The sequence below is a fragment of the Devosia sp. XK-2 genome (assembly GCF_037113415.1).
GTDB lineage: Bacteria > Pseudomonadota > Alphaproteobacteria > Rhizobiales > Devosiaceae > Devosia.
In genome coordinates, this window is the sequence record NZ_CP146608.1 from 2,913,526 (window position 1) to 2,939,567 (window position 26,042).

24 protein-coding genes and 1 tRNA gene are annotated in these 26,042 nt (G+C 62.6%); 17 read left to right on the forward strand and 8 right to left on the reverse strand.

Annotated features, from left to right (window positions below; all coding sequences use genetic code 11):
• The first annotated feature begins 13 nt into the window (after positions 1 to 13).
• The 6 genes from V8Z65_RS14325 (at position 14) to V8Z65_RS14350 (ending at position 7,131) form a co-directional block, all read left to right on the forward strand.
• Positions 14 to 1,144: a chemotaxis response regulator protein-glutamate methylesterase gene (locus V8Z65_RS14325; RefSeq protein WP_338720830.1), complete on the forward strand. Its 1,131-nt coding sequence runs from the start codon at positions 14 to 16 to the stop codon at positions 1,142 to 1,144.
• Positions 1,141 to 2,874 (forward strand): hypothetical protein, encoded by a 1,734-nt coding sequence (locus tag V8Z65_RS14330; RefSeq protein ID WP_338720831.1) that lies wholly within the window; start codon positions 1,141 to 1,143, stop codon positions 2,872 to 2,874. The genes V8Z65_RS14325 and V8Z65_RS14330 overlap by 4 nt, the downstream gene beginning before the upstream one ends.
• Before the next feature lie 190 nt (positions 2,875 to 3,064).
• Positions 3,065 to 4,027 (forward strand): dihydrodipicolinate synthase family protein, encoded by a 963-nt coding sequence (locus V8Z65_RS14335; protein WP_338720832.1) that lies wholly within the window; start codon positions 3,065 to 3,067, stop codon positions 4,025 to 4,027.
• A 10-nt stretch (positions 4,028 to 4,037) separates the two neighbouring features.
• The gene (locus V8Z65_RS14340; RefSeq protein WP_338724034.1) at positions 4,038 to 4,778 is read left to right on the forward strand and encodes a GntR family transcriptional regulator; all 741 of its coding nucleotides are present in this window, start codon (positions 4,038 to 4,040) and stop codon (positions 4,776 to 4,778) included.
• On the forward strand, positions 4,778 to 6,061 hold the full coding sequence (locus V8Z65_RS14345) for an FAD-binding oxidoreductase (RefSeq protein ID WP_338720833.1): 1,284 nt from the start codon (positions 4,778 to 4,780) through the stop codon (positions 6,059 to 6,061). The genes V8Z65_RS14340 and V8Z65_RS14345 overlap by 1 nt, the downstream gene beginning before the upstream one ends.
• A gap of 35 nt (positions 6,062 to 6,096) precedes the next feature.
• The gene (locus V8Z65_RS14350; protein ID WP_338720834.1) at positions 6,097 to 7,131 is read left to right on the forward strand and encodes a proline racemase family protein; all 1,035 of its coding nucleotides are present in this window, start codon (positions 6,097 to 6,099) and stop codon (positions 7,129 to 7,131) included.
• Positions 7,132 to 7,223: 92 nt separating this feature from the next.
• Here V8Z65_RS14350 and V8Z65_RS14355 read toward each other — a convergent pair whose 3' ends face one another.
• Together V8Z65_RS14355 and V8Z65_RS14360 are read right to left on the reverse strand one after the other, a co-directional pair.
• Positions 7,224 to 8,072, reverse strand: a complete 849-nt coding sequence (locus tag V8Z65_RS14355) for a hypothetical protein (protein ID WP_338720835.1) — start codon at positions 8,070 to 8,072, stop codon at positions 7,224 to 7,226.
• A gap of 227 nt (positions 8,073 to 8,299) precedes the next feature.
• Positions 8,300 to 8,376: transfer RNA gene (locus tag V8Z65_RS14360), tRNA-Met, on the reverse strand.
• A 235-nt stretch (positions 8,377 to 8,611) separates the two neighbouring features.
• Here V8Z65_RS14360 and V8Z65_RS14365 point away from each other — a divergent pair.
• On the forward strand, positions 8,612 to 9,562 hold the full coding sequence (locus V8Z65_RS14365; protein ID WP_338720836.1) for a ring-cleaving dioxygenase: 951 nt from the start codon (positions 8,612 to 8,614) through the stop codon (positions 9,560 to 9,562).
• 118 nt (positions 9,563 to 9,680) lie between these two features.
• Here V8Z65_RS14365 and V8Z65_RS14370 read toward each other — a convergent pair whose 3' ends face one another.
• Entirely contained in the window at positions 9,681 to 11,762 is a 2,082-nt protein-coding gene (locus V8Z65_RS14370; RefSeq protein WP_338720837.1) for a von Willebrand factor type A domain-containing protein, read from the reverse strand.
• On the reverse strand, positions 11,759 to 12,328 hold the full coding sequence (locus V8Z65_RS14375) for an RNA polymerase sigma factor (RefSeq protein ID WP_338720838.1): 570 nt from the start codon (positions 12,326 to 12,328) through the stop codon (positions 11,759 to 11,761). Before V8Z65_RS14375 ends, V8Z65_RS14370 begins: the two co-directional genes overlap by 4 nt.
• A 95-nt stretch (positions 12,329 to 12,423) precedes the next feature.
• Between V8Z65_RS14375 and V8Z65_RS14380 the strand changes: the two genes are divergently transcribed.
• Positions 12,424 to 12,612, forward strand: coding sequence for a hypothetical protein (locus V8Z65_RS14380; protein ID WP_338720839.1), 189 nt, complete (start codon positions 12,424 to 12,426; stop codon positions 12,610 to 12,612).
• A 14-nt stretch (positions 12,613 to 12,626) separates the two neighbouring features.
• Here the strand turns inward: V8Z65_RS14380 and V8Z65_RS14385 are convergent, their stop codons facing one another.
• Both V8Z65_RS14385 and mnmA read right to left on the reverse strand, forming a co-directional pair.
• A complete protein-coding gene (locus tag V8Z65_RS14385; protein ID WP_338720840.1) occupies positions 12,627 to 12,929 on the reverse strand; it encodes a hypothetical protein in 303 nt (100 codons plus the stop codon).
• 23 nt (positions 12,930 to 12,952) lie between these two features.
• Positions 12,953 to 14,104: a tRNA 2-thiouridine(34) synthase MnmA gene (mnmA, locus tag V8Z65_RS14390; protein ID WP_338720841.1), complete on the reverse strand. Its 1,152-nt coding sequence runs from the start codon at positions 14,102 to 14,104 to the stop codon at positions 12,953 to 12,955.
• Between the two features lie 257 nt (positions 14,105 to 14,361).
• Here mnmA and V8Z65_RS14395 point away from each other — a divergent pair, with 257 nt between their 5' ends.
• From V8Z65_RS14395 to V8Z65_RS14405, 3 genes are all read left to right on the forward strand, one after another.
• Complete coding sequence (locus tag V8Z65_RS14395; protein WP_338720842.1) at positions 14,362 to 16,005, forward strand: flagellar hook-length control protein FliK; 1,644 nt, start codon at positions 14,362 to 14,364, stop codon at positions 16,003 to 16,005.
• 12 nt (positions 16,006 to 16,017) lie between these two features.
• The gene (locus V8Z65_RS14400; RefSeq protein ID WP_338720843.1) at positions 16,018 to 16,710 is read left to right on the forward strand and encodes a flagellar hook assembly protein FlgD; all 693 of its coding nucleotides are present in this window, start codon (positions 16,018 to 16,020) and stop codon (positions 16,708 to 16,710) included.
• A 187-nt stretch (positions 16,711 to 16,897) separates the two neighbouring features.
• Positions 16,898 to 17,176: a DUF1153 domain-containing protein gene (locus tag V8Z65_RS14405; RefSeq protein ID WP_035085775.1), complete on the forward strand. Its 279-nt coding sequence runs from the start codon at positions 16,898 to 16,900 to the stop codon at positions 17,174 to 17,176.
• A 187-nt stretch (positions 17,177 to 17,363) separates the two neighbouring features.
• On the opposite strand, the gene V8Z65_RS14410 is transcribed toward V8Z65_RS14405, so the two are convergent.
• Positions 17,364 to 17,993: a glutathione S-transferase family protein gene (locus V8Z65_RS14410; protein ID WP_338720845.1), complete on the reverse strand. Its 630-nt coding sequence runs from the start codon at positions 17,991 to 17,993 to the stop codon at positions 17,364 to 17,366.
• 131 nt (positions 17,994 to 18,124) lie between these two features.
• On the opposite strand from V8Z65_RS14410, the gene fliF reads away from it, so the two are divergent.
• From fliF to flhA, 6 genes are all read left to right on the forward strand, one after another.
• On the forward strand, positions 18,125 to 19,774 hold the full coding sequence (fliF, locus tag V8Z65_RS14415) for a flagellar basal-body MS-ring/collar protein FliF (RefSeq protein ID WP_338720846.1): 1,650 nt from the start codon (positions 18,125 to 18,127) through the stop codon (positions 19,772 to 19,774).
• Between the two features lie 62 nt (positions 19,775 to 19,836).
• On the forward strand, positions 19,837 to 20,865 hold the full coding sequence (gene fliG / locus V8Z65_RS14420) for a flagellar motor switch protein FliG (protein ID WP_338724035.1): 1,029 nt from the start codon (positions 19,837 to 19,839) through the stop codon (positions 20,863 to 20,865).
• Between the two features lie 4 nt (positions 20,866 to 20,869).
• Entirely contained in the window at positions 20,870 to 21,526 is a 657-nt protein-coding gene (locus tag V8Z65_RS14425) for a FliH/SctL family protein (protein WP_338720847.1), read from the forward strand.
• A gap of 50 nt (positions 21,527 to 21,576) precedes the next feature.
• Positions 21,577 to 21,861 (forward strand): flagellar motor switch protein FliN, encoded by a 285-nt coding sequence (gene fliN, locus V8Z65_RS14430; RefSeq protein WP_338724036.1) that lies wholly within the window; start codon positions 21,577 to 21,579, stop codon positions 21,859 to 21,861.
• A gap of 12 nt (positions 21,862 to 21,873) precedes the next feature.
• Entirely contained in the window at positions 21,874 to 23,241 is a 1,368-nt protein-coding gene (locus V8Z65_RS14435; RefSeq protein ID WP_338720848.1) for a sigma-54 dependent transcriptional regulator, read from the forward strand.
• Between the two features lie 144 nt (positions 23,242 to 23,385).
• Complete coding sequence (flhA, locus tag V8Z65_RS14440) at positions 23,386 to 25,506, forward strand: flagellar biosynthesis protein FlhA (RefSeq protein ID WP_338720849.1); 2,121 nt, start codon at positions 23,386 to 23,388, stop codon at positions 25,504 to 25,506.
• A gap of 2 nt (positions 25,507 to 25,508) precedes the next feature.
• Here the strand turns inward: flhA and V8Z65_RS14445 are convergent, their stop codons facing one another.
• The gene (locus V8Z65_RS14445) at positions 25,509 to 25,994 is read right to left on the reverse strand and encodes a DUF305 domain-containing protein (RefSeq protein WP_338720850.1); all 486 of its coding nucleotides are present in this window, start codon (positions 25,992 to 25,994) and stop codon (positions 25,509 to 25,511) included.
• Between the last annotated feature and the right edge of the window lie 48 nt (positions 25,995 to 26,042).

Here is a 26,042-nt window from a genome sequence, read left to right on the forward strand (position 1 = left end):
GCGGACCGAAGCGATGAAAGACAAGATCCGCGTCCTGATTGTCGACGACAGCGCTTCGGTGCGCACCACACTCTCCGACATCATCTCGGCCGATCCCGACCTTGAGGTCATGGCGACGGCGGCCGACCCCTATGTGGCCGTCGAGCGCATCCGCCAGGAAGTGCCCGACGTGATATTTCTCGATATCGAATTGCCGCGCATGGACGGCATCACCTTCCTCAAGAAGATCATGTCCCAGCGCCCCATTCCGGTGGTGATCTGTTCCAGCCTTGCCCAGGATGGCTCGGACGCCTTCATGCAGGCGCTTGAGGCCGGAGCCGTGGATGTCGTTGCCAAGCCGCGCGTCGATACCGCCCAGTTCCTGCAGGAGTCGCGGATGCGCATATGCGATGCCGCCAAGGCCGCCGCGCACGCCAAAATGCGCGGTCTGGCCAAACCCTCGCCGGTGCTGCGTCAGCCCGCGGCCGACCTGAAGGTGGAGGCTAAGCTGAGCGCCGACGCCATCATCCCGCCCATTTCCGACGCAAGGCGGGAAAGCCTGATCGCCCGCATGCCGGTAACCGAACCCCTTGTCGCCATTGGCGCCTCGACCGGTGGCACCGAAGCCCTGCGCGAAGTGCTGGAGGCCCTGCCGGCCAATTGCCCGCCTATTCTGATCGTGCAGCATATGCCAGAGCGGTTCACGACCGCCTTCGCCCGCCGGCTGGACATGAGTTGCGCCGTAAGGGTCAAGGAGGCCCAGGACGGCGACCTGGTGCAGCCCGGCCTGGTGCTGGTCGCCCCGGGCAATCTGCATATGCTACTGGTCCGGAACGGAGCGCGTTATACCGTTTCGATCAAGGAAGGACCCCATATTTCCCGCCACCGTCCTTCGGTCGATGTGCTCTTCCGCTCCACCGCCCAGTCTGCGGGCCGCAATGCCATGGGCATATTGCTCACCGGCATGGGCGATGACGGTGCGCGGGGACTGCTCGAAATGCGCCAGATGGGTAGTCCCACCATTGCCCAGGACGAAGCCAGCTGCGTGGTGTTCGGCATGCCCAAGGAAGCCATTCAACGCGGCGGCGCCGCCCGCATTCTCCCCCTTTCCAGGATGGCCGGCGAAATCGCCGCGCATAGCGCCTCGGCCGGAGCAAGCAAGTGACCCAATCTGCCGACCCAAAAACCATTCGACGCCTTGTTCAAGACCTGGAGCGCCCGCGCCAGGATATTGAAGCCGCCTTCGTCGCCGTCGGTGGCCGTCTGACCGAGGGCGCGGCGCTGCTCAACAAGCTCTCCAAGCTATTCGAAGCGCTGCCCCAAGCATTGGGCGGCGCACAGGTGGAAGAAGCCAGCGCCCATTTGCGCACCGTGGCCACCCGTGCCGAGCAATTGGCCGCAACCTTCGCCCAGGAGAAGGGTGATCTGATGAGGCTTGGTGAGGTCGTTGCCGCAGCCAATGCGCCTATCGCCGATCTCAGGCGGACGGTCAAAATGATGGGTATCGTCTCGGTCAATGCGCGCGTTACAGCGGCCGGCATTGTGGGCGACAGTGACGATTTCGACGTCTTCACCAATGATATCGCCACCCTGTCCGACTCGGCCAGCCGAACGATCCAGGATTTCGCCCAGGTCTATCGCCAGCTCACCACCGAGGTCGACCGCGCCGCCGACCAGAGAGCGCGCTTTGAGGCGGCCCATGCCGATACCCTGACCCATCTGGGCAGGAGCCTGGCTGAAACGCTATCTGCTCTCGACCGGCAGCGCGCGACCGCGCTGGAGAGCAGCACGGAAACCGGCCGCGTCTCCAAACAGATCGTCGGACGGATCGGCAGCGCCGTCATGTCCTTGCAAGTGGGCGATGCGACGCGCCAGCGCATTGAACATGCCGAACTGGCCCTGACATCACTGGCCGATCTGGTCGAGGGCGGCGCGGCCTTTGGACAGACGCTAGCGGACGAAACCAAGGCGCCGGCCATAGCGGGCATTGCCGCCCTGCAGCAGCAGCAAATCGCCAATATCGCGCAAAGCTTTGCCCAAGAGGTGCAACAGGCCGAGGCCGACCTGGCGGCCCTTGCCGCCGATGCCGGCATCATAATGGCCCGCAGCCGCGACTTTCATGGCGACGAAACCGGCAAGGGCTCGTCCGTGGCCAGCCTCAATGCCCAATTGCGCAAGGCCGTGACCATATTGGCAGATTTCGAAACCGAACGCGAAAAGCTCGAAACGGTCGCCCATGCCGTACAGGATACGGTGCGAACGCTGCTTGAGCATGTCGAGGCGGTGCAGGAAATCGAGTCCAATATGCGCCTGGTCAGCCTCAACGCCGCGGTGCGTTGCGCCCAGCTCGGACCGCGCGGCGCCTCGCTGACCGTCATCGCCACCCAATTGCGCGAATTGACCAGCGAAACCGTCGTCGCGGCCGAAGCGGCCATGGCGCGGCTCGATGAATCCTCGGCCCTGGCCGGGTCGTTCGGCGCCGCCTCGGACCAGGGGAGCGGCCAGATCAGCGAGCTTGAAGGTCAGGCCACCCTGGCGCTCGACATCCTCTCCAGGCTCGACGAAAATCTCGCCGCCGCACTCGGCCGGCTCAATAGCGACGGCCCCAAGGTCATCGACTTGCTCGAAAAAGCAGCCCAGGGCCTTTCGGGCCAGTCAGCCATGGCCGAAGCCCTAGACGACATCGCCATCGCCACGGCATCGCTCAGCCCCGAAGCGCCCCCCGAGAAGATATCGCCGGCACTAGGCAATGTGCTGGCCGGTTTGCGCAAAAGCTACACGATGGAAGCCGAGCGCCATATCCACGACCGGCTCTTCCCCGAAGATGCAGCCACCGCAGACACCACTGACGAGCGGGCGACCGACATGGATGATTTGGCTGCGTTCATGTTGTAGGGCATCTCACCATCAGCTTGATTACGGGCCCTTCGCCTCCTTTCTCTCAAAGGGCGATGGCACCGCGCCGGCCGGAAGCCTGTCGGCCTCAACGGCGATAATTCTGTCGACAAACAGAATACAAGACGATAGGCCTTGGGCAGCATTGTAGCAGTTGCACCCGACCAGTAGTGTCCAAGGAGGAAGAACGATGAGCGGCAGCATCTTCACCGGCGTGATTCCGGCGCTCATGACCCCTTGCACGCCTGATCGCATGCCGGACTTCGACGAATTGGTCCGCAAAGCCCGCGAGCTTGTCGATATCGGGATGTCAGCGGTGGTCTATTGCGGCTCGATGGGCGACTGGCCGCTCTTGGCCGATGCGCAGCGCCGGGAGGGCGTGACCCGTCTGGTGGAGGCCGGGCTCAAGGTCATTGTCGGGACCGGCGCAGTCAATACCGCGTCCGCCGTCTCCCATGCCGCCCATGCCCAAAAGGTCGGTGCAGCCGGTCTCATGGTCATTCCGCGCGTGCTCTCGCGCGGCAGCTCACCCGCTGCGCAGAAGCTGCATTTCGAGGCCATTCTCGCAGCCGCGCCGGACCTGCCGGCCGTGATCTATAATAGCCCACATTACGGTTTCGAGACCAAGGCTGATCTGTTCTTTGCGATTCGCGCAAAGCATCCCAATCTGGTTGGCTTCAAGGAGTTCGGCGGCAACAGGGCCATGACCTATGCCGCAGAGCATATTACCAGTGCCGATGACAGCGTAGTGCTGATGGCCGGCGTCGATACCGGCGTCTATCATGGCTATGTCAAAGCCGGCGCTACCGGCACGATTACCGGCATCGGCAATGCCCTGCCCAGGGAGGTGCTGCATATGGTGGCCCTCTGCAGGGCCGCCGCCGCGGGCGACCTTGAAGCGCGCCAGCGCGCCCGGGAACTGGGCGAGGCGCTCGAGGTACTTTCATCCTGGGATGAGGGCCCCGATCTGGTTCTGTATTACAAGTACATGCTCGAGCTGCAGGGTGAAGCGGCGTACAAACTGCATTTCAATGCCACTGACGAGCTCTCGCCCAGCCAGCGCGCCTGGGCGAAGGCGCAGTATGAGCAATTCAAGGCCTGGTATGCCCAATGGAACACGCTTCCCGGCGCGATACAGGCCTATCGGCGCTGACGAGGTGGGCATGGACGAGGCGGGCATCCAGGCACCCGGAAAGACAGGCAGTGGTTCGAGAGCGCGCGTGCGCGGACAGGGCTCGCGCACCGTCTATGAAACGCTCAAGCAAGCCATTCTCGAATTGCGGCTCGAGCCCGGCAGCCCGCTCGACGAGATGACGCTGTCCGAACAGTTCGACATGTCCCGCACCCCGATCCGCGAGGCTCTGGTGCGCCTGGTGGCCGAGGGCCTGGCCCAGACACTGCCCAATCGCAATACCGTGGTCGCAACGATCGATTTCGAACAGTTGCCGGTCTATTTTGAGGCACTGACACTGATGTATCGCGTGACCACGCGGTCGGCCGCGGTGCATCGGACCCCGGATCACCTGGTGCAGATCAAAAAGCTGGCCGCCCTCTATGCCGGGACGGTGGCCAACCGCGATGCGCTGGGCATGATCCAGACCAATCGCGATTTTCACATGGCCATCGCCGAAGCAGGCGGCAACAGCTATTTTACCGGCCTGTTCGGCCGGCTGCTCGATGAAGGCCGCCGGATCCTGCGCGTCTACTATCGCTCCTTCGACGACAAGCTGCCGCGGCGCTATGTTGACGAGCATGAACAGATGATTGTGGCTATCGAGGCCGGTGACGCGGACCGCGCCGACGCAATTGCCGCGGCCCATGCCGCCCAGATTGTCGCCCAGATCCAGGAGTACCTCGCCCGCTCGACCGTGACCGGCATGTCCCTGACGGCGGCTGCCCGCTAATGGCAAAAGTCGCGGTAGTCGGTGCCGGCATAATCGGGGCGACGATCGCCGCGCGGCTGATTATCGATGGCCACCATGTCATCAGCTTTGAGCCCGAACCACATGGCCTGCCCACATCCTCGGGCAATGCCGCCCTGATCGCCCTGCCCGAAATTGCGCCGATTGCCAGCCCGGGCATGTTCAGCCAGGTTCCGAAATGGCTGCTCGATCCGCTCGGTCCCTTGACATTGCATTGGCTGGACATTCCGGCGCTGTTGCCATGGCTCATCGCCTTCCTGGCGCGCGCCACGCCATCGCATGTCAGCCAGGCGCGGACGGCCCTGAGCAATCTGATGCGAACCGCGCTCGCCGACCATCGGACCTTGGGCGAGGCCATTGGCTTGACCGATCATCTGCGCCAGACTGGGTATATGTCGCTGCATGACAGCATGGCCAGCCTGGTGGCGGCCAAGCAAGAGGCCGAGCAGGTCCGGGAGCTGCTCGATTTCGACTATGCCGTACTGACGCCGCAGGAGGCGCGACACCTCGAACCGCGGCTGGAGGGGCAATTTGCCGGCGCGATACATCAACCCAGCTATTGGACAGCGACGAACCCGCTGACCGTGCTGCGGGCCTATCAGTCCTTTGTGGCTGGCCGGGCAGAAATGGTGGCCGAACGCGTCTTGCGCCTGTCGCAGGGCCAAGACGGGATCACCGTGCATACACCCACCAGCGCTGCGCTGTTCGACAAGGTCGTGGTCGCGGCCGGCATCTGGTCGCGCGATCTGGTGCGGCCGCTCGGCACCAAGGTGCTGCTCGAAACCGAGCGCGGCTACAACACCACCTATAGCGATCTCGGCTGGAACCTTAATTTGCCCATCGGTTTTGCCGATCACGGCTTTGTCGCCACGCCCCTGGTCGATGGCCTGCGGGTTGGCGGCGCCGTCGAACTGGCGAGGCCGGAAACCAGCCCCAACTACGCCCGGGCCCGCGCCATGCGGATCAAGATGCGGCGCTATGTGCCGAGCCTGCCCGAGGGCGGCACCGAATGGATGGGCCGGCGCCCCTCGACGCCCGATTCCATTCCCGTCATCGGCCCGCATCCTGGCGATGAACGGATCGTACATGCTTTCGGTCACGGCCATCTTGGCCTGACGCTGAGTGCGGTGACGGCCCGCCTGGTCTCCGCGCTCATCTCCGACGCGGCCATCGACATAGACCCCTCGCCCTATGAGCTGCACCGCTTTGGGCAAAAAAATGGCCGGTTGGCGGGGTCCCGCAACGCCCCGCGGCAGCCCGGATGAAGCGCCGCAATGACAGCATTGTTTGAGGAACCGCCATGCGCTGGTCGAAAACTGTAACCCTGGTGGAGGCCCATGCCGAAGGGGAAGTCGGACGGATCGTCACCGGCGGCGTGATCGATATTCCCGGCGCTACCATGGCCGACAAGCTCAGGCACCTCAATGAGGTGGACGACAGCCTGCGCCGCTTCCTCGTTTTCGAACCACGCGCCTCGGCACAGATGAGCACCTGCCTGGTCTTTCCGCCAACCCGTCCCGATGCCGATATCGGCTTCATTATCCTGCAGGGCGACAAGGCCCATGCCATGTCCGGCTCCAATGCGATCTGCCTGACCACCGTCCTGCTCGAAACCGGCATGTTGCCTATGGCGGAACCGGAAACATTGGTGCGGATCGATACCGCTTCTGGCCTGGTGACCGCCCGCGCGAGCTGCCGCGACGGCAAGGTGGAGCGGGTCACGCTGACCATGAACCCCTCCTATGCCCATCAACTCGACGCGGTGGTGGAGGTGGAAGGCTACGGCCAGGTCAGGCTCGACATTGCCTATGGCGGCATTTTCTACGCGCTGATCAACCCCGCTCAATTGGGGCTGGAAATCAGGCCGGACACGGCCAGGAAGCTGGTCGAAGCGGGCAGCGCCATCCATCGCGCCGTCAATGCGCAGCTCGACATTGCTCATCCCGAACTGCCCGATATGAAGGGCATTTCCTATACAATGTTTGTCGGGCACAACCAGGAGGGCGAACTCAAGGGCGCCACCATCATGCCGCCCGGCCGCATCGACCGCTCGCCCTGCGGGACCGGCAATTCGGCTCGTCTGGCCGTGGCTGCGGCGCGGGGCCTGGCCAGGCCGGGCGACCGCTTCACCGCCCGCTCGATCATCGATTCCAGTTTTGAGGTGCATTATGCCGGCGATACAAGCGTTGCCGGCCGCCCGGCAGTGCAGCCGGTAATTTCCGGCCGGGCGTGGATCCACGGTATCCACCAGATCGGGGTGGATCCAACCGATCCCTATCCGCTGGGCTATTCGGTATCCGACACCTGGGGCGATGCATTCGACCTGATGCAGTAGCAGTGGAGAGCCGAGGGGACTGGAAGGCAGGCGCTCCAATCGGTGATCAGCACGCCGCCATTCCAGCGCGCTTCAGTGCGCGCAGCGGGCGATCAGAGCCGCTCTTCATTCTCGCTCGCCAGCCGGTCGAAGGCGTCCGAATCCGGCAGATATCTCCGCGTGGCGCCATCCCAGCGATAGGTGACCGTGATCATGCGCGATTGGGGCGCCGGAAAGGTCGCTTCACCGCATTCGAAATAGGACGCTTCCACCACCGCGTCGGCTACGGTCGCAATGATATCGGCGAAGGGCTCGCCGGGTCCCTGTCGAACGCTGAGCGATTGTGTCCGCTCATAGGCGCAGCTTCTTTCGCCAAGCATGAAAATCGTGTCGACCGCTTCGAAGCGGTCGTCGAGCACAAGTATCGGCGTGGCGATGGCGTATGACTGGCCGGCATTGTGATGGGTACTGAGGACCACCAACAGATCGTTCGCTTCCCCCACTGATATCCGCGCCGGATCGGCAAAGGATGTATGCCGGTCGAACGCGACGTCGACCGCGTCAAGAAGCGCAGGTGCGCCCGACACGTCGAATAGCGCCAATACGGCCGATCCGATCGCATATTCCGGCTCACCCAAATCCAGCAACAATGCAACGCGGTCCAGCTCGCCGGAGCGCACGGACACTGCCGCAAACCCGCGAAAATCATCTGATCCGAGCGTGATATCGTACCCATCTTCAATATGCCTCACCCGACGCGGCGCCTGATCGTCAAGGGGGAGCGCACCGCCGACTGCGGATGGCACCACAAGCCGAACGAGGTCCGCATAGGTTATGGCCGTTTTCCCCGGAACAGGGTCGGACAATTCGGGAAACGAAACCGCCGCGGCAAACGCATCGCCAGCCGATATCGCGACAAGCACCAGCGCCACCGCTATCGAGCGCAACAGAACCCTCAACATGCCGTCTCCACTCACCGCCTGCAGACGCGGGAAGACTATAGGCCGTGGCCAGGTGTGAACAGGCATTGCCTATCCAACCACGCCAGAAGCGCCCGGCTAACACCTGGGGAACCCGGCCCCATCGGCAGTCCCGGCCTCGTTGCATGCACGTGAAAGTCGAGGCTTGCGCACAGTGCCTGCGAGTCGGGATATCTACCCCGCTGCAATCCAGCATTGTGCGGGGCCGATGGTAGCGGAGGAGGGATTTGAACCCCCGACACAAGGATTATGATTCCTCTGCTCTAACCAACTGAGCTACTCCGCCCCAAAAGAGGCCGTCGGTGGTTGGCCGACGCGCGCCTTACTAAGGTTTGGCGGCTCACTCTGTCAAGCGGCGCATTCTGTGCCTGTGCGAAAACTGTGCGACAGGCGTGTCCCGGGCTCAATTGTTCAAAGATCAGCACCAGTGCGTCGCGATTGGCTCGCTGGATAACCAAATCCGTCGGTTCTACATTCTGTTCAACAGCGGCGCATTTGGCGCCTCAAGAGGAGTATTGAACATGACCCTTGAACTTGGCGGCATCCATCATCTGACGGCCGTAACCGCAGACGCGCCGCGGAACCTGAAATTCTACACCCAGACCCTGGGCATGCGCCTGATCAAGAAGACGGTGAACCAGGACGACACCTCGGCCTATCACCTCTTCTATGGCGATGGCGTGGCCTCGCCCGGGGCGGACCTGACCTTTTTCGATTTCAACACGCTGCGCGAAAGCCGTGGCAACCATACAGTGGGCCGCACCGGCCTGCGCGTGGATAGCGCTGAAACCCTGCAATGGTGGAAGGACCACTTGCAGTCCAATAATGTCGGCGCCAGCGCCATCAAGGAACGCTTCGGTCATCTCTCGCTCGATTTCGAGGATTTTGAAGGACAGCGCTTCCGCCTGGTCGTCGATGACAAGAACAAGACCGTGCCCTGGGCCAAATCGCCCGTGCCCGCAGACAAGCAGATCATCGGCCTCGGGCCGATCACGCTCTCGGTGCCGAACCTGGAACCGACCGACGCCATGCTGACGCGCGTCATGAACATGCGCCAGGTGCGCCACTATCCGGCCCGCGAGCGCAATGGCGAGGTCTTCGTCTACGAAATGGGACCCGGCGGTCCGGCGGCAGAGTTGCATGTCGCGGTCGATCCCAGCCTGCCTCGTGCCCGGCCCGGCGCCGGCGGCGTCCACCACGTCGCTTTCCGCACGCCTGACCAAGACAGTCTGCGCGAATGGATCGACAGGGTGAACGGCTTCGGCATTCGCTCCTCGGGCGAGGTCGAGCGGTTCTACTTCACCTCGCTCTACTTCCGCGAACCCAATGGCATTCTGTTCGAAATCGCCACAGACGTTCCCGGCTTTGCCGCCGACGAACCGATGGAGAGCCTGGGTGAAACCCTGGCCTTGCCGCCCTTCCTTGAAGGCAAACGGGCCCAGATCGAAGCGGGTTTGAAGCCGCTGGAATAGGACGACGCCGCAGCGCCGGTTGAGGCATCCCCCTCATCCGGCGCCACCGACCTCTTGCTCCTCTCCCCATCGGGGAGAGGCGGCCCGGCGAAGCCGGGTCAGTGAGGAGGTGTTGCCGTCAGTCACATTCCTCGCTGCTCACACTGACGTGACACACATCGGTATGCGTGTCGGGTTTGAGCAGGCTCGCCATGTCCACTAGCCGGATGAACTCGGCGCGATAGCCACCCTCATCCGTTCCACGGCCCGCCTGGGCCAAGGCTTCGACCTCGTCCCAGTTCATCGCCGTGCCATAGACGCTGGATTTGAGCTTCTGCCCGAAGGCAGCGACGGCGGCGGCGAACTGGGCATCGACGCCGGCTTCGGCAATGTCGCCATAGACGACGCTGGCGGTGACCGGCTGTTCGATCAACTGGCTGACTTCGCTATCCGGCAGCTTATAGCGCATCTTGAGAAAGGCGATTTCCTCCGAAGCCGGGCCTACATCCGTTCCGCCATAGCGCAGCGGATCGACCAGTTCACCACCGGACCCGACAGGCGTAATCTCATAGAGCGCGGTGACTGTAGTCCCGGCGCCGACATCGCCGGCATCGACCGCATCATTATTGAAATCCTCGCGGTTGAGGGCACGGGTCTCGTAGCCGATCAGCCGGTACTCGCTGACCACGGCCGGGTTGAACTCGACCTGCACCTTCACATCCTTGGCAATGGTGTGGAGCGTGCCGCCGATTTCCTCGACCAGCACTTTCTTGGCCTCAGCAAAGCTCGAAATATTGCTGGCATTGCCATTCCCGTTCTGGGCCAAAGCCTGCATGGTCGCATCATCGAGATTACCGCGGCCGAAGCCGAGCACGGAAAGGCTGACGCCGCTCGCCCGCTTGTTGGCAATGAGGTCCTTGAGCTTTTCCGGATCGTCGATGCCGACATTGAAATCGCCATCGGTGGCCAGGATCACTCGATTGGTGCCATCGGCAATGTGTGCCTCCTCGGCGAGGCGATAGGCCAGTTCGATCCCCTCGGCGCCGGCCGTACTGCCGCCAGCATAGAGCTGGTCGAGAGCGGCCATGATCTCGGCCTTGTTGTCGGCCGAAGTGGGTTTGAGCGCCACACCGGCCGAGCCGGCATAAGTGACGATCGAGACCGTATCGTTGGTGCCAAGCTGGTCGAGCAAAAGCCCAAAAGCGCGTTTCAAAAGCGGCAGCTTGTCGGGCTCGTCCATCGAACCGGATGTGTCGATGAGAAACACCAGGTTGCTGCGCGTGTCCGCAACCGGGGGCTCGAAGCCCTTGATGCCGATCTGGAGGATTTGCGTTCGCTCGTTCCAGGGCGTGGGATAAACCATCACCGTCGGCTTGAACGGCACGTCCGCACTGTCCGCCGCCGGATAGGCATAGGGAAAATAGTTGATCAGTTCCTCGATGCGGACTGCGTCGCGCTCTGGCACGTATCCATCCTCGAGCTGGCGGCGGGCATAGGCATAGCTGGCCGTATCGACATCGAGCGAAAAGGTCGAGACCGGCTCTTCGGCGGCGACCTTGAGGCGCTGTTCGTCAAACGCGGCAAATTCATCGCCGCTCGGCACGACCGCCTGCGAGGGCGGCATATAATCCGCCACGCTCTCAGCCATCATACCGCCGGCGGGAGCCGCGGAAGTGACCGGCGCCGGCATGCCAACGGCCATCTTGTTCGCCGCAGTAGCCCGGCCTACCTCGCTTTCCTCGCTCATCACCGGTGCGGGGGCGATGGGCGCGACCGCCTCGGCCTGATCGGCGAGAGCCACCTCGGTATCGACCGCCGTTTCTTCGCGCGCCTCGGTCACCGGTGCTGGCTCGGGCGCGGCGTCGGCATCGGTCGCGGCCAGTTCCACCGGCTGGTTGACCTGGGGCACGACCTGGCTGGTCGGAGTTAGCGACGTCGTATTGTAGAGCTGCCAGCCGAGCGGCAGCACGAGGAGGGCAATGGCGGCGGTGCCGACAGGAATACGCATGTCCATGATCGAAATCCCCTTCAAGGAATTGATGATGGACATGAGACGGCCGCCCGCCGGTTTTCCTTTGGGCGCCTGCGCGGTTTTTTTCTGTTCGGCGTCGAAGGCCTCCCGGGCAGCGTTGAGCGCGCGCTCGCGGGCGGCGGCACGCGGGGGTGGCACAGCACCGGACTTCAGGGCTTCGAACGGGTCTTTGTCTTCGGGAAAGCTCATAGCAGCCCCCTCAATGTCTTGCGGGCTTCAAATACATGGAAGGACACGGTGGCCTCCTTGATGCCCATGATAGTGGCGGCCTCGGCATGGCTCAGCTGTTCGGCATAGACCAGGAGCACGGCGTCGCGCTGTTTTTCCGGCAAGGAGCGGACGGCCTCCCAAAGCTGGCTGCTGGTCGCCGCCGCTTCCTGTTCAGCCTCGGCCTCTTTGGGCCAAACCTCGGCATAGGCATCGGCATGGCGACCGCGCCGGGCGCGGGCCCTTTGCCAGTCGCGCACGGCATTGAGCGTGATGCGATAGACCCAGCTCGAAAAGGCGCTACGCCCGTCAAAGCGCGCAATGGCCTGGCCGATCTTGACGCAGACGTCTTGGGCGATGTCCTCGGCATCGTCGCGGTGGCCACACCAGCGCCAGGCCGTGCCATAGATGCGGTCATATTGGCCGGCGATCAGCGTGGAAAAGGCCTCTCCATCGCCATTGCGTGCGCGCCTCACCAGCGCTTGCGTCAGCGCGTCGGCCTTGTCCGGCTTGGGTGCGGCGGTCAGTCCCATCATCTGTGCATGCACATCTTGTCTCTTCGGGTCTATTGTAGAGACTAAGACGACAGCACTGCGCCAGTCCTTTGGCTGGTGCTCAACATTTTTTCGCGGGAGGCCGGGACATGGCTGATGAACGGAACAACGGGCCCTTCGGGCTCAACCGCACCCGCATCATGATCCTCCTCATGGGGGCGCTGGTGCTGCTGATCTCCATCGGCATGTTTTTAGGCGGCCCGAACTCGTATCAAGCGCTGCGCGAGGCCTCGGATGCGGCCAAGGAGCCGACGGCGGAGCAGGTGAGCGGGGACTAGCAGGTATAGTGCGGCTAGTTCCCGGTGCCGTCTTTGCTCAATGCTTCTTTGGCAAGGCTTTGCAGTTCACCGGGCCGAAGCTTCCAGCCCAACTGGCCCGATGTTCCCGTCAAGCTGATTTCATAGTGGCCGTGCTTGTCCCCGGACGTCAGTGCGGAGACATGGAGGATGGTGATGACTTGGTCGGGGGTAAATCCGCTAAACGTCTGCGGTAAGTAAGCAAGAATCCCTGGATGAAGTTGTGGCCTGTCCATGGCTTCACCAACCGCCACAAAAAGTGGATGCAGTATGCTCGGGTAGTCGACTAGGGACTTCATCTGCTCAGTACCAAACTATCCCGTCACGCAACCAGTGCCTGCGGCACCGCCTCAGCGATAAACCCGCCGCCCAGCACTTCGCTGGTTTCGCTGTCATCGGCATAAAAGACGCAGGCTTGGCCCGGCGAAATGCCGTATTCGCCGGTGACCAGTGTGACATAGACTTCGCCGTTTTGCATCTGGATGACGGCAGGCTGGGGGCCGCGGGTCGAGCGCACCTTGACCTCGACCGGTGCACCATTGCCGGCACTCGCTTCGGCCAGTGGCAGCCCGCCTAGCCAATTGACGTCGCGCAGGCGCACTGTGTGGGTCTTCAAAGCCTCGCGCGGGCCGACGATGACGCGGCCTGTGCGGTGATCGAGTTTCACGACATAGAGCGGTTCGCCCGCGGCAATGCCGAGGCCCTTGCGCTGGCCGATCGTGTAGTGGACGATACCCTCGTGCTCGCCGAGCACCCGGCCATCCATGTGCACGATCTCTCCCTTGGCGAGCGCTTCGGGATGCATCTTGGCAATGATGTCGGCATATTTGCCCTGTGGCACGAAGCAGATGTCCTGGCTGTCGTGCTTTTCGGCGATTTCGAGACCCATGTCGCGCGCGTGCTGGCGCACTTCGGCCTTGCCCATGCCGCCAAGCGGGAAGCGCAGGAAATCGAGCTGGCTCTGGGTGGTGGCGAATAGGAAATAGGACTGGTCGCGATCATTGTCGACCGGACGGAACAGATGCCGGCGGCCATCTTCGCCCAACCGCGTCTGCACATAATGCCCGGTGGCCAGCACATCGGCGCCGAGGTCCTGCGCCACAGCCATCAGGTCGACGAACTTGACCGACTGGTTGCAGGCAATGCACGGCACCGGTGTTTCGCCCTGCTGATAGGCATTGGCGAAAGGCTCGATGACAGCGTTCTTGAAGCGCTCTTCATAGTCGAGCACATAATGGGGAATGCCCAGCTTTGCCGCCACGCGGCGCGCGTCGTGGATATCCTGCCCGGCACAGCACGCGCCCTTGCGGTGAATGGCTTCACCATGATCGTAAAGCTGAAGGGTGACGCCCACCACTTCATAGCCCTCGCGGGCGAGCAGTCCGGCGACAACGGAGGAATCCACACCCCCGGACATGGCGACGACGACGCGCGTATCCTCCGGGCGCTTGGCAATATCAAGCGTGTTCAACATCTCTTCTCGTATCCGGTTGGGGTCAAGGGCCAGCGGCTACTGTGTGGCGCTTCCATACGCGCTGGCGGCCAGTCTGTCCATTGCCGCACCCGGCAGCTTTTGCCGCCCGCCCGGCAGGACTGGACAGGTCACACCATCCAACCGGGCCGAGACGGCACGCTAAACATTTGCCAGAAAAGAACTTTAACGCCGACCACAGTCTGGCAAGCGTCTTGCATCGCAGGGTCCGGATGAGTGTTTTGTTTTAGGGGCCACCAGTGGCATCACATCTGTCGATAATCAGCGGAGCCAGCGCCACGACTGCGATCGGCAAGGCTTTTGGCGGCCAATCCGCTGCCGCGCAGGATGCCACCAGCGAACCCACGGGGCTTCTGGGCCTGTTCGCTGCGCTATTGGACAATGCCAATGCCAACCAGGCCGCAACAGCGCCCGCCACCGCCAATATCGCCGGCGATGCCAAGACCACACTCGACCTGGCCGGCCTCTTCCGGCTTGGACTGGAAGCAGGCACCGGTCAGCCCAACGAGGATGGCGACGCTGACCCCGAGGCCCTGGCAGCGGCAATCGACCTGCCGACAAAGGTGACCGTTCCGGCCGATCCCCAACCCATGGTTGACTTCGTCGAGGCGCTCGGCGCCCTCAAGGCCAGTCTGGACCGCGGTGAACCGCTCGACCCCGAGTTGCTGAGCCAGGTGGAATCTGCGCTGACCAGGTTGGCCGATGCACTGGGGCTCGACATCGACGTGCTGGCCGTGCCTGAGGATTTCGCTGCACTGCTCGAAACCACGCCCGAGGATGAAACGGGTCTCGCCGGCGCGCTGACCCAATTGCTCGCCCCGCTCGCACAATCGCTTTCGACCGCCCAGCCGACCGCCGATGCGGACACAGCCGGCGATGCGCTCTCGGCCAATGTCCAGCTCAAGGCACTGAGCGACAAACTTGGCGCGGTTCTGGCGGCCCTGGCCGATGGCGAGGTGCCAACCGAGAAACTGGCCGCCCTGGGCATGACACCGGGTCAGCCGCTGGATGCGGAAATCGAGGCGGCCCTGGCCCGCTTCGCGACCGGTGCGAACGCGCAGACCGCCACGGTGCCCGAGGAACCTGTGCTGGCCGCGCCCACGCTCAAATTGAGCGAACCCGTGCTGACCGGCCAGGCCAGCGACGCCGCGACACCCGACGCGGTGGCCAAGGCGGCAACGGTCGCGGCCGATAGCAAGGCTCCACCCGACCAGCGTGACGCCAACGACCAGCCCGCCGGTGAACGCGGCCGCGAGCGGACCGAAGCGGCCAATCGCGAGCCCCGGGCCAATGCCGCATCGACCGCCCCGGCGCCGACCGATGCCTCCAACACGCCCAGCCCTTCGGCCGATGCCAATGCCCAGCAGGCGCCGGGGGCCCGTGTCGATGCCTCGGCCAATCCACGCATCATCCAGGCCGGCTACCAGACCAGCCAGCAACAACTCAACCTGCCCCAGATTGCCTTTGAACTGGCCCGCCAGGCGCAGGACGGCAATACCCGCTTCCAGATCCGCCTCGATCCGCCCGAACTGGGTCGCATCGACGTGCGGCTGGACATCAACGAGACGGGCCAGGTGCATGCACGGCTGATGGTCGAAAAATCCGAGACGCTGGACCTGATGCAGCGCGACCAGCGCGGGCTGGAACGCGCCCTGCAGCAGGCCGGGCTCGACAGCGCCAAGACCAATCTCGAATTCTCCCTCAAGCAGAACCCCTTTTCCGGCCAGCAGGGCCAGATGGGCGACGGCAAGGGACAGAACGGCGCCGACAATGGTCTCTTGGCCAATGACAATGGCTTGGGAGGCGAGGTCGAGGAGGCCCCACCCATGGTCAATCTCTACCGCGGCACATTGCAGGCCAGCGGCGTCAACATTATCGCGTAAGGAGTTGCAGCCATGGCCGTCAATGGCGTTTCAGGATCGTCCAATACCAGTGCCCTGTCGGGCTCGCGAACCACTATTGCCGAAAATTTCGACACTTTCCTGTCGATCCTGACCACGCAATTGAAGAACCAGAACCCGCTCGACCCGCTCGATACCAACCAGTTCACCCAACAATTGGTGCAATTCACCGGCGTTGAACAGCAACTCAAGACCAACGAATTTCTCGAAGCCTTGCTGCTCAACACCCAGACCAGCTATCGCGCCGATGCGGTCTCCTATATCGGCAAGGAAGTGACGGCCTCGGGCGAAACAGCCGAACTCAAGGATGGCGGTGCTTATTGGGCCTATAATGCCGAGGCCAATGTGGCCAATGCCACAGTGACCATCAAGAATGCGGCGGGCCAGGTGGTCTATACCGAGACTGGTTCGCTCAATAAGGGCGCGGGCAACTTCCTCTGGGACGGCGTTGGTTCCGATGGCAGCACCAAGCCCGATGGCGTCTATACCATTGAGATCAAGGGTACCAATCTGGCTGGCAATGAGGTCAAGGTCTCCACCTCTTCGGTGGGTATCGTCACGGCGGTGGATTTCTCTGGCGATGAACCGATGCTGACCGTCGGCAAGAACAAGGTCGCCCTATCCGATGTGACCAGCATCCGGCAGGTGACCGAGTCCGACGAGCCTGAACCCGAGACCGAAAGCTAGCTTTTCCGGTCACTGAACCGATCCGGCGGCGCAGGTCTGACCTTGCGCCGCTTTTTGTCGTGCGCTGGCGCCTATTTGATTGCAACCGCACGCGCTTCTTAACCTGTTGTAAGTTTCCCCTTAGGGGTATCTTAAGCCCACTGCCCTACTCTCAAGCTCATATGGTCAGGTTTGAGTAGAGAGTAAAATGACCGTACAGATGCGTCCTCGCGTGAAGTACGTTATTGGTCCCGATGGCAGCCCGCTCACAATTGCGGATCTGCCTCCGGCCAATACGAGACGGTGGGTTATCCGCCGCAAGGCAGAAGTTGTCGCCGCCGTTCGCGGCGGCCTGCTCAGCCTCGAAGAGGCGTGTGAGCGTTATACGCTCAGCGTCGATGAATTCCTCAACTGGCAGGCCGCCATCGACAAACATGGCCTTGCCGGTTTGCGCACCACCTGGATCCAGCATTACCGGGAGGGGTGAGAAGCGACGGGCGCAAGCCCGGCGATTTGGTCCGGTGGACCAAATTGAGCTTCGAACGCTCCGAGCCATGCGAGGAGCCGGGCCCTTAGCCGGATCACGCTTCGAGCTTCGCGAGAAGCCGGGCCGGATCACAGGCAAGCACGATACCAGACCCGCAGGAGCAATCCGGCGGGTTTTGCCGTTCCGGTCACGGTGTTTCTGCGCTCATCCACCTTGCCCCGGCTTCACGGCCCAACAACCGCTCATAGTATTCCTGCGTAGCCGGCATGGCTTTCTTCTCCGCCGGCAGGCGGAACCAGCGATGGATCGAAAGACCCATGGCAATGTCGGCGATGGAGAAGCTGTTCCCGGCCAGGAAGGTTCGCCCCTTGGCCAGTTCGCCTTCAAGAATGTCCATCCGCGCCGTCCAGCGGGCCAGCGACTCCGCGATGCGCTCGGGATCGTCATAGCCGGGCGCTTTCCGCTGCAGCGCCAGCACCGCATACATCCAGGCGGGATTGAGGTCCGAAACCTGCCAACCCAGCCATTGCAGGGTGGTGGCGCGCGTCCGGACGTCATCCGAAAACAGGACGCCCATACCGTAGCGCTCGGCCAGATAGACCAGGATGGCATTGCTTTCCCACATGGAAAAATCGCCATCGACCAGCACTGGCACCTGGCCATTGGGATTGAGCGCCAGAAATTCAGGCACTTTGGGATCGCGGTTCGGCAGGCCCCAATCCTCCCGGCTATAGTTCAGGCCCAATTCGTCCAGCGCCCAAAGCACCTTGCGGACATTGATGGAGGTGACCCGTCCCAATACGCGCAGCATTCCCATTTACCCTTCCTTAACTGAACCCGGCAGTTCTTGCCCAAAATCGCAAGCTGCAACAGCCGGTTAATACATTGTTTACCATCCGCTAGGTAATTTTTGCCCATCGGTCCTGGGGGCGCCTCGACCGTTTGCAAATGGACCAGAGCAGCGGCGTGGATAGTCTAACCAATCTCATCAACCGGATAGGCCTGCCGCGCATCGCCGCCATGGCCCTGGTAGCCGTGTTGATGCTCGGCTTTTTCGCCTTCCTTATCATGCGGACGCAGACGCCAAACATGGCGCAGCTCTATTCGGGCCTCAGCCTCGAAGACTCCTCGGCCATCGTCGCCGAGCTGCAAACGCTCAATATTCCCTATGAATTGCGCGGTGACGGCGACACTATCCTGATTCCGCGCGACCAGATCACCACCATTCGCATGACCCTGGCCGGCGACGGCCTGCCCACACGCGGCCAGGTGGGCTACGAGATTTTCGACCAGCAATCGACCCTGGGCGCCACCAGCTTTGTCCAGAACATCAACAATGTTCGCGCACTCGAGGGTGAGCTTGCCCGCACCATCGGTTCGCTCAACCGAATCACCGGCGCCCGGGTGCATCTGGTCCTGCCTGAACGCGAACTGTTCCGCCGCGAGCGCAAGGATCCCTCCGCCTCCATCGTGCTGACCACGCGCGGCGAATTGTCCACAGGAGAAATCCGCGCCATCCAGCACCTGGTCTCCTCCGCCATTGAAGGGCTAACGCCCAGCCGGGTCGCTATCGTCGATGATCAAGGCAACCTTTTGGCCTCGGGCACCGGAGAGGACGTGGCGGGCGTCATGACCGCCCAGAGCGATGAGCGCACTCTTGGTTTCGAAAACCGCCTGCGCACCCGCGTCGAGGACATGCTGGCCAATGTCGTCGGTGCCGGCCGGGCGCGCGTCGAGGTGACCGCCGAACTCGACTTCAACCGCTCCACCACGACCCAAGAACTGTTCGACCCCGAAAGCCAGGTCGTTCGGTCCACCCAGACGCGCGAAAGCCAGAACCTGTCCGGCGGCAATAATGGCCAGGTGACCGTGGCCAATGAATTGCCCGGCGCCAGCCAGAACAACGGCGCCGACACCGTGACCGAGCAGGGCACGTCGAGCGAAGAAGTCATCAATTACGAGATTTCCAAGACCACCCAGACCGACGTGACCGAGGCCGGGGCCGTCAAACGCCTTTCCGTCGCAGTGGTCGTGGACGGGACCTATGCCGACGATGGCGCGGGCAATATGACCTATACGCCGCGCTCGGCCGATGAAGTGGCGCAGATCCTGACCCTGGTCCGCTCCGCCGTCGGCTATTCGGCCGAACGCGGCGACAGCGTCGAAGTGGTCAATATGCAATTTGCCGAGCGCCCCGATCTGGCGCCTATTGGTACCGATGCCGAAGCCGGCCTGCTCAACTTTACCCGCGACGACCTGATGAACGGTGCCGAGATGATCGTGACCTTGCTCATCGCACTGGCTCTGGTCTTCTTCGTCATGCGCCCGCTGCTCAAAAAAGCCCTGACGCCCGAAACCCAGCCCCTGGCCCTGCCCGAGGCCGCCGAGGTCAGCCACCACGGTGTGCTGGGCGCAGATGGGCAGGTGATCCCGGAAATCGAAGAGGTACCGCGCGACAAGACCCCCGCCTGGGTGACCAATGCCAAATCGATGGGCGAAACCCAGCTCCAGACCCTCAAGACCGTCGGCACACTGGTCGAGGAAAACCCCAAGCAGGCCGCGCTCATCGTGCGCGACTGGCTCGGTAACGCGGCGTAATAGCGATGGCCCTGGTTTCACAATCCGCCGACGACAAGTCCAGCGCAAATACCCCGGTGGCGATGGGCGCCCAGCTTCAGGTTGGCGGCGAACATCGCGTCCTGACCGGCGACGAGAAGGCTGCTGCCCTGCTGCTGGCGCTCGGGCCGGACTATGGCAAGCCCATTTTCGACGAGCTTGACGAGCTCGAGGTCAAGCAATTGTCGCGCGCCATGGTGCGGCTGGGCCCGATCACCCAGGAAATGCTCGACGACCTCATGATCGAGTTTGTCACCACCATTTCCTCCAATGGCTCGCTGTCGGGCAATACCGACTCGACCGAACGCCTGCTCCTGAGCTTCCTGCCGCAGGACAAGGTCGACGCGATCATGGAAGAGATCCGCGGTCCGGCCGGCCGCAACATGTGGGAAAAGCTTTCCAATGTGCAGGCCGACGTGCTGGCGGCCTATCTCAAGAACGAATATCCCCAGACCATTGCCGTTGTCCTCTCCAAGATCGCCACTGAGCACGCCTCCAAAGTGCTCGCCGTGCTGCCTGAGGAACTGGCCATGGACGTGGTGCAGCGCATGCTGGGGCTCGATCCGGTGCAGAAGGAAATTCTCGAAAAGATCGAGATGACCCTGAGAACCGAATTCATGTCGACGCTCAATCACACCAAGCGTCGCGACAGCCATGAACAGATGGCCGAAATCTTCAACGCCTTCGATCGCCAGACCGAAGCACGCTTCATCACCAATCTCGAAGAGGTCAATCGCGACGACGCCGAACGCATCAAGCAATTGATGTTCACCTTCGAGGACCTGGCCAGGCTCGACATGACGGCCATCCAGACCCTGCTCTCCAAGCTTGACAAGCGCGAACTGGCCTTGGCGCTCAAGGGTGCCAATGATCAGGTCAAGGAAAGCTTCTTCAACAATATGTCGAGCCGCGCGGCCAAGATGCTGCAGGATGACATGCAGACCATGGGGCCGGTGCGATTGAAGGATGTGGACGAGGCCCAGACCCGCATGGTCGCCACGGCCAAGGATCTCGCCGCCAAGGGCGAAATCCTGATCATGAAGTCCAAAGCCGACGACCAGATGATTGCGTGACGCCATGGCCAGCCCCGCCCGTTTCACCTTCGATCTGAACCTGGAGCCTCGCGCTTCTTCACGCGCCGCCCCTGCACCCATCCCCTCCATTCCGGAGGACGTGGTGGCGCAATTGCTGGCCAATGCGCGCGAAGAGGCCTATGCCGAAGGCATAAAGGCCGGCGAGCAGAACGCAGCCTCCATGGCCGCCCAGACCATAGCCGCCGCGGCCGGCACCCTGGCGACCCAGACCACCAACGCAGCCAAAGCGCTCGACACGGCGCGCGCCGAACACCACCAGCAAGCCGTGGAACTGGCGCTCAGCATTGGCCGTAAGTTGGCGCTGCACCTGGTGGCCCGCTTCCCGCTGACGGAACTGGAAGCGCTGATCGCCGAGTGCCTGCCCAGCCTCAATGGCGTGCCGCATCTGGTGGTGCGCTGCCACCCCGATCTGGCCGATGCCATCCGCGATATGGCGACCGCCCAAATGACCCATTCCGGCTTTGCCGGACGTCTCGTGGTCATGGGCGACCCCGATATTCGCATTGGCGATGGCCGGCTCGAATGGGTCGATGGCGGCCTTGTGCGCGACATCGCCGACACTGCCGCCCAGATCGACCGGCAGATCGCCACCTATCTCGCGGCCCGCACGCGCGGCCAAAGCAAGGAGAACGGTTCATGACCGATCCCGAAGACGATATCACCGCTTCCGAAGGCCTGAATTTGAGCGAAATGGACGCGCCCGAGCGGACGCGCGACATACATATGGAACGTACCGCCGCCGACCTGGAGGCGGTATTCGATGTTCCGGTCCGCGTCTCGGTCGTTCTTGGGCGCACCAAAATGCCGGTTTCCAGTCTCCTCAAACTCGATACCGGCACCGTTATCGAACTGGACCGTCAGGTCGGCGAGGCAGTGGAGATATTCATCAATGAACGCCTGGTGGCGCGCGGCGAAATTGTGCTGGTCGAAGACCGGCTCGGCGTCACCATGACCGAAATCATCAAGCCGCAATAGGAGACCACGATCATGCGCCTGCTCATTATCGGGGCCCTGGAAGGCCAGCTTTCGACAGCAACTAAGATGGCCATGGATGGCGGCGCCAAGGTCGCCCATGCCCCCTCCATCGAAATTGCCCTGGCCTCGCTCCGGGCCGGCAAGGGCGCGGACCTGCTGTTGGTCGATGTGATGATGGACATTGCCGGGCTGATTGCGGGGCTCGAAGCCGAGCGCATCGCCATTCCGGTGGTCGCCTGTGGCGTCGAGACCAATGCGGCGGCCGCGGTCAACGCCATCCGCGCCGGCGCCAAGGAATATATCCCCCTACCCCCCGATGCCGAACTGATTGCCGCCGTTATTGCCGCGGTGGCGCGGGAAAGCTCGGACTTTCTCTATCGCGACCCGGCCATGGAACGCGTGGTCAGGATGGCCGAGCAGATCGCCGCGTCCGAGGCCTCGATCCTGATCACCGGCGAAAGCGGCACCGGCAAGGAAGTTATTGCCAAATATGTGCATGGCCGCTCCAAGCGCGCCCACAAGCCCTTCATTTCGGTCAATTGCGCCGCCATTCCAGAAGCTCTGCTCGAAAGCGAGCTGTTCGGGCATGAAAAGGGCGCCTTTACCGGCGCCATTGCGCGCCGCATCGGCAAGTTCGAGGAAGCCTCGGGCGGTACCCTCCTGCTCGACGAAATTTCCGAAATGGATGTGCGCCTGCAGGCCAAGCTGTTACGCGCCATTCAGGAACGCATCATCGACCGCGTCGGCGGCACCAAGCCGGTGCCGGTGGATATCCGCATCCTGGCGACTTCGAACCGCAATCTCAGCGAGGCCGTGCGCGATGGTTCCTTCCGCGAGGACCTGCTGTTCCGCCTCAACGTGGTCAATCTCAAGCTCCCCCCGCTCCGCGAGCGTCCCGGCGATATCCTGGCGCTGTCCGAACATTTCGTGGCCAAATACGCCAAGGCCAATGGCCTGCCGCCGCGGGCCCTTTCCGCCGAAGCCCGCGACGCCTTGGTCAAGGCGCCCTGGCCGGGCAATGTGCGCGAATTGGAAAACACTCTGCACCGCGCCGTATTGCTGTCCTCGGGCGATATCATCGGCCCCGAGGCCATCGTCCTGCCCGATGGAATGGGCCTGAGTGAGGCGGCCCGCGCCGCCTCTCCGGCATCGCAACTGGCCCAGACCGCCGAGGCGATGAATCGCGCCCTGGTGGGACGCACGGTGGCCGATGTGGAACGCGACCTGATCCTGGACACGCTCGACCACACCTTGGGCAACCGCACCCATGCGGCCAACATTCTGGGCATCTCGATCCGCACGCTCCGCAACAAGCTCAATCAATATGCCGATGAGGGCGTGCATGTGCCCGAGCCCGGCGAGAAGCGAGGCGCGGCTTAGCGAAGGCTCGGGACCTCCTGCTCCCCTCCCCCTTGAGGGGAGGGGTCGGGGGTGGGGGTCCAACGGCGACCCACTGCACCACCCCCTCCCTCATTCCCTCCCCTCAAGGGGGAGGGAGGCGCCAGCCGAAAGCCTTGTGAACACATGACCGATATCCCCTCCGCCAACAGATCAGGTTTCTCGTTCCCCACAATCGGCCGGGTGATCGAGACCCTGCGCTCGGGCGATATTGCGCTTGCTACGGGCGTGATGGGGCTGATCGTCATCCTGATCGTCCCCATGCCGCCCATTCTGGTGGACATGCTCCTGGCCATCTCGATCGTCTTCTCGGTCATGATCCTGATGACCGCCCTCTTCATTCAGAAGCCGCTGGAATTCTCGTCCTTCCCCACAGTGCTGCTGATCGCCACCATGCTGCGGCTGGGCCTGAACCTGGCCACCACCCGCCTGATCCTGAGCGATGGGCACGAAGGCACTTCGGCGGCGGGCAATGTCATCGAGGCCTTTGGCAGCTTTGTTACTCGCGGCAATTTCGTCATCGGTATCGTGGTCTTCATCATCCTGGTGATCGTAAATTTCATCGTCATCACCAAGGGTTCGGGCCGTATCGCGGAAGTGGCGGCGCGCTTCAGCCTCGATGCCATGCCCGGCAAGCAGATGGCCATTGACGCCGATCTCTCGGCCGGCCTGATCGACGAGGACACCGCCAAGAAGCGCCGCGCCGATCTCGAGGGCGAAAGCGCTTTCTTCGGCAATATGGACGGTGCATCCAAGTTCGTGCGCGGCGATGCCATTGCCGGTCTCATCATCACCTTCATCAACGTGTCCGCCGGCATGCTGATCGGCATCATGCAGCAGGGCCTCGGCTTCCAGGAAGCGGCCAATAATTACACCCTGCTCACCATCGGCGATGGCCTGGTCAGCCAGATTCCGGCCCTGATCGTTTCCACGGCCGCGGGCATTCTGGTCTCCAAATCCGGCGTGACCGGCGCTGCCGACAAGGCTCTGACGCTGCAATTCACCGGTTACCCGCGCGCCCTAGGCATGTCCTCGGCGGTGATGGCGGCTTTGGCGCTATTGCCCGGCATGCCGCTGGTTCCCTTCATGGCGCTGGCCGGTGGCGTGGGCTATGCCGCCTTCCGCGCCAGCCGCTCCAAGGCCGTGCGCGCCGTGGAAGAGCAGGCCCAGGAAATCGCCAAATCCGCGCCGCCCGAACAGCCTTCCGAACCGCCCATCACCGACAGCCTTAAAATCGACGATCTCAAACTCGAACTAGGCTATGGCCTGTTGAGCCTGGTCAAGGAAGATGAGAGCGGCAATGATCGCCTGACCGAACAGATCAAGGCCCTCAGGCGCCAACTGGCGCTGGAACTGGGCTTTGTCATGCCGCCCGTGCGCATTCTCGATAACATGCAGCTCGAGCCCAACGACTACAAGGTGCGCATCAAGGAAGTGGAGGCCGGTTCTGGCGAAATCTACGCCAATCAATTGATGGTCATGGACCCTTATGGCGGCCAGATCGACCTGCCCGGCATTCACACCACCGAACCCACTTTCGGCCTGCCCGCCACCTGGATCGAGCCAGCCCTGCGCGATGAGGCCGAACTGCGCGGTCTCTCGATCATCGATCCCTCGACGGTGATTTCGACCCATCTGACCGAAATCCTCAAGGCCAATGTCGCGGACCTTTTGAGCTATGCCAATGTGCAATCCCTGCTGTCGGGCCTGCCCAAGGAGCAGCAGAAGTTGGTGGAGGACCTGGTCCCCGGCCAGATCACCGTATCTGGCCTGCAACGCGTGCTGCAATCGCTATTGACCGAGCGCATTTCCATTCGCGACCTCTCGAGCATTCTCGAAGCGGTCGCTGAAATTGCCGGCAATGGCCGCTCGGTCCAGACCATTTCCGAGCATGTCCGGACCCGCCTGTCCCGGCAGATTTGCGCGGCCAATCTCGGTCCCGATGGCAATCTGCCATTGCTGACCCTTTCCCCGCAATGGGAACGGGATTTCGCCGAGGCTATGGCCGGCGAAGGCGAGAACCGGCACCTGGCCATGGCGCCAAGCAAGTTGCAGCAATTTATCGGCGCGGTACAATCGGCCTTCGAGCGGGCCGCCCAGCAAGGCGAACTGCCGGTACTCATCACCTCGCCGGGCATCCGGCCGCATGTTCGCTCGATTATCGAGCGCTTCCGGCCGCAAACCGTGGTGATGAGCCAGAACGAAGTGCATCCGCGCATTCGATTGAAGACCGTGGGGAGCATCTAGCCTTATTGGCCCGGGGGCAAGCGCGGCGCATCGGCAGGTACCGGATTGGCCTGCAGGTCCTCGATCAGCGCCTTCATCTCGTCGATTTCGCGTATCTGTGCCTCGATAATCCCATCGGCCAGTTCGCGGACCCGTTCATCGCGGATATTGGCATTCCTGCTGGTGAGGACCGCGATGGAGTGATGCGGGATCATGGCCCGCATATAGTCGATATCGCCAACCAGCGCCTGGCTGCGGACGAGATAAAGCGAGCCGGCAAAGACGGCGACGGCGGCGCCCACAATGGCCAGGTTGACCGCATGTTTCTTATACATGGACCACATGAAGCCCAGCATGATCAAGGCCATGACGGCCCCCATGAGAAGCGCCATCCATAGCCGCGTCTGGCTATAGAATATGTGCTCGAGCTGGTAGGTATTGAGATACATCAGGCCATACATGATGACCGTGGACGTTGCGATCATGGCGGCAAAGCGCAGATAGCTCATCGGGGACTCCTCTCATTGCCAGCACAACGCAGCAATCGACCCCTTCGT

Bases quoted from the DNA above. Each gene is read 5' to 3' on its own strand.
- V8Z65_RS14365 (WP_338720836.1), top strand. From the start codon at position 8,612: ATGACCCTTGAACTTGGCGGCATCCATCATCTGACGGCCGTAACCGCA.
- V8Z65_RS14410 (WP_338720845.1), bottom strand. From the start codon at position 17,993: ATGGGAATGCTGCGCGTATTGGGACGGGTCACCTCCATCAATGTCCGC.
- fliF (WP_338720846.1), top strand. From the start codon at position 18,125: ATGGACCAGAGCAGCGGCGTGGATAGTCTAACCAATCTCATCAACCGG.
- mnmA (WP_338720841.1), bottom strand. From the start codon at position 14,104: ATGTTGAACACGCTTGATATTGCCAAGCGCCCGGAGGATACGCGCGTC.
- V8Z65_RS14445 (WP_338720850.1), bottom strand. From the start codon at position 25,994: ATGAGCTATCTGCGCTTTGCCGCCATGATCGCAACGTCCACGGTCATC.
- V8Z65_RS14380 (WP_338720839.1), top strand. From the start codon at position 12,424: ATGGCTGATGAACGGAACAACGGGCCCTTCGGGCTCAACCGCACCCGC.
- V8Z65_RS14345 (WP_338720833.1), top strand. From the start codon at position 4,778: ATGGCAAAAGTCGCGGTAGTCGGTGCCGGCATAATCGGGGCGACGATC.
- flhA (WP_338720849.1), top strand. From the start codon at position 23,386: ATGACCGATATCCCCTCCGCCAACAGATCAGGTTTCTCGTTCCCCACA.
- V8Z65_RS14370 (WP_338720837.1), bottom strand. From the start codon at position 11,762: ATGAGCTTTCCCGAAGACAAAGACCCGTTCGAAGCCCTGAAGTCCGGT.
- V8Z65_RS14325 (WP_338720830.1), top strand. From the start codon at position 14: ATGAAAGACAAGATCCGCGTCCTGATTGTCGACGACAGCGCTTCGGTG.
- fliN (WP_338724036.1), top strand. From the start codon at position 21,577: ATGGACGCGCCCGAGCGGACGCGCGACATACATATGGAACGTACCGCC.
- V8Z65_RS14355 (WP_338720835.1), bottom strand. From the start codon at position 8,072: ATGTTGAGGGTTCTGTTGCGCTCGATAGCGGTGGCGCTGGTGCTTGTC.
- V8Z65_RS14350 (WP_338720834.1), top strand. From the start codon at position 6,097: ATGCGCTGGTCGAAAACTGTAACCCTGGTGGAGGCCCATGCCGAAGGG.
- V8Z65_RS14405 (WP_035085775.1), top strand. From the start codon at position 16,898: ATGACCGTACAGATGCGTCCTCGCGTGAAGTACGTTATTGGTCCCGAT.
- V8Z65_RS14340 (WP_338724034.1), top strand. From the start codon at position 4,038: ATGGACGAGGCGGGCATCCAGGCACCCGGAAAGACAGGCAGTGGTTCG.
- V8Z65_RS14335 (WP_338720832.1), top strand. From the start codon at position 3,065: ATGAGCGGCAGCATCTTCACCGGCGTGATTCCGGCGCTCATGACCCCT.
- V8Z65_RS14425 (WP_338720847.1), top strand. From the start codon at position 20,870: ATGGCCAGCCCCGCCCGTTTCACCTTCGATCTGAACCTGGAGCCTCGC.
- fliG (WP_338724035.1), top strand. From the start codon at position 19,837: ATGGGCGCCCAGCTTCAGGTTGGCGGCGAACATCGCGTCCTGACCGGC.
- V8Z65_RS14385 (WP_338720840.1), bottom strand. From the start codon at position 12,929: ATGAAGTCCCTAGTCGACTACCCGAGCATACTGCATCCACTTTTTGTG.
- V8Z65_RS14400 (WP_338720843.1), top strand. From the start codon at position 16,018: ATGGCCGTCAATGGCGTTTCAGGATCGTCCAATACCAGTGCCCTGTCG.
- V8Z65_RS14435 (WP_338720848.1), top strand. From the start codon at position 21,874: ATGCGCCTGCTCATTATCGGGGCCCTGGAAGGCCAGCTTTCGACAGCA.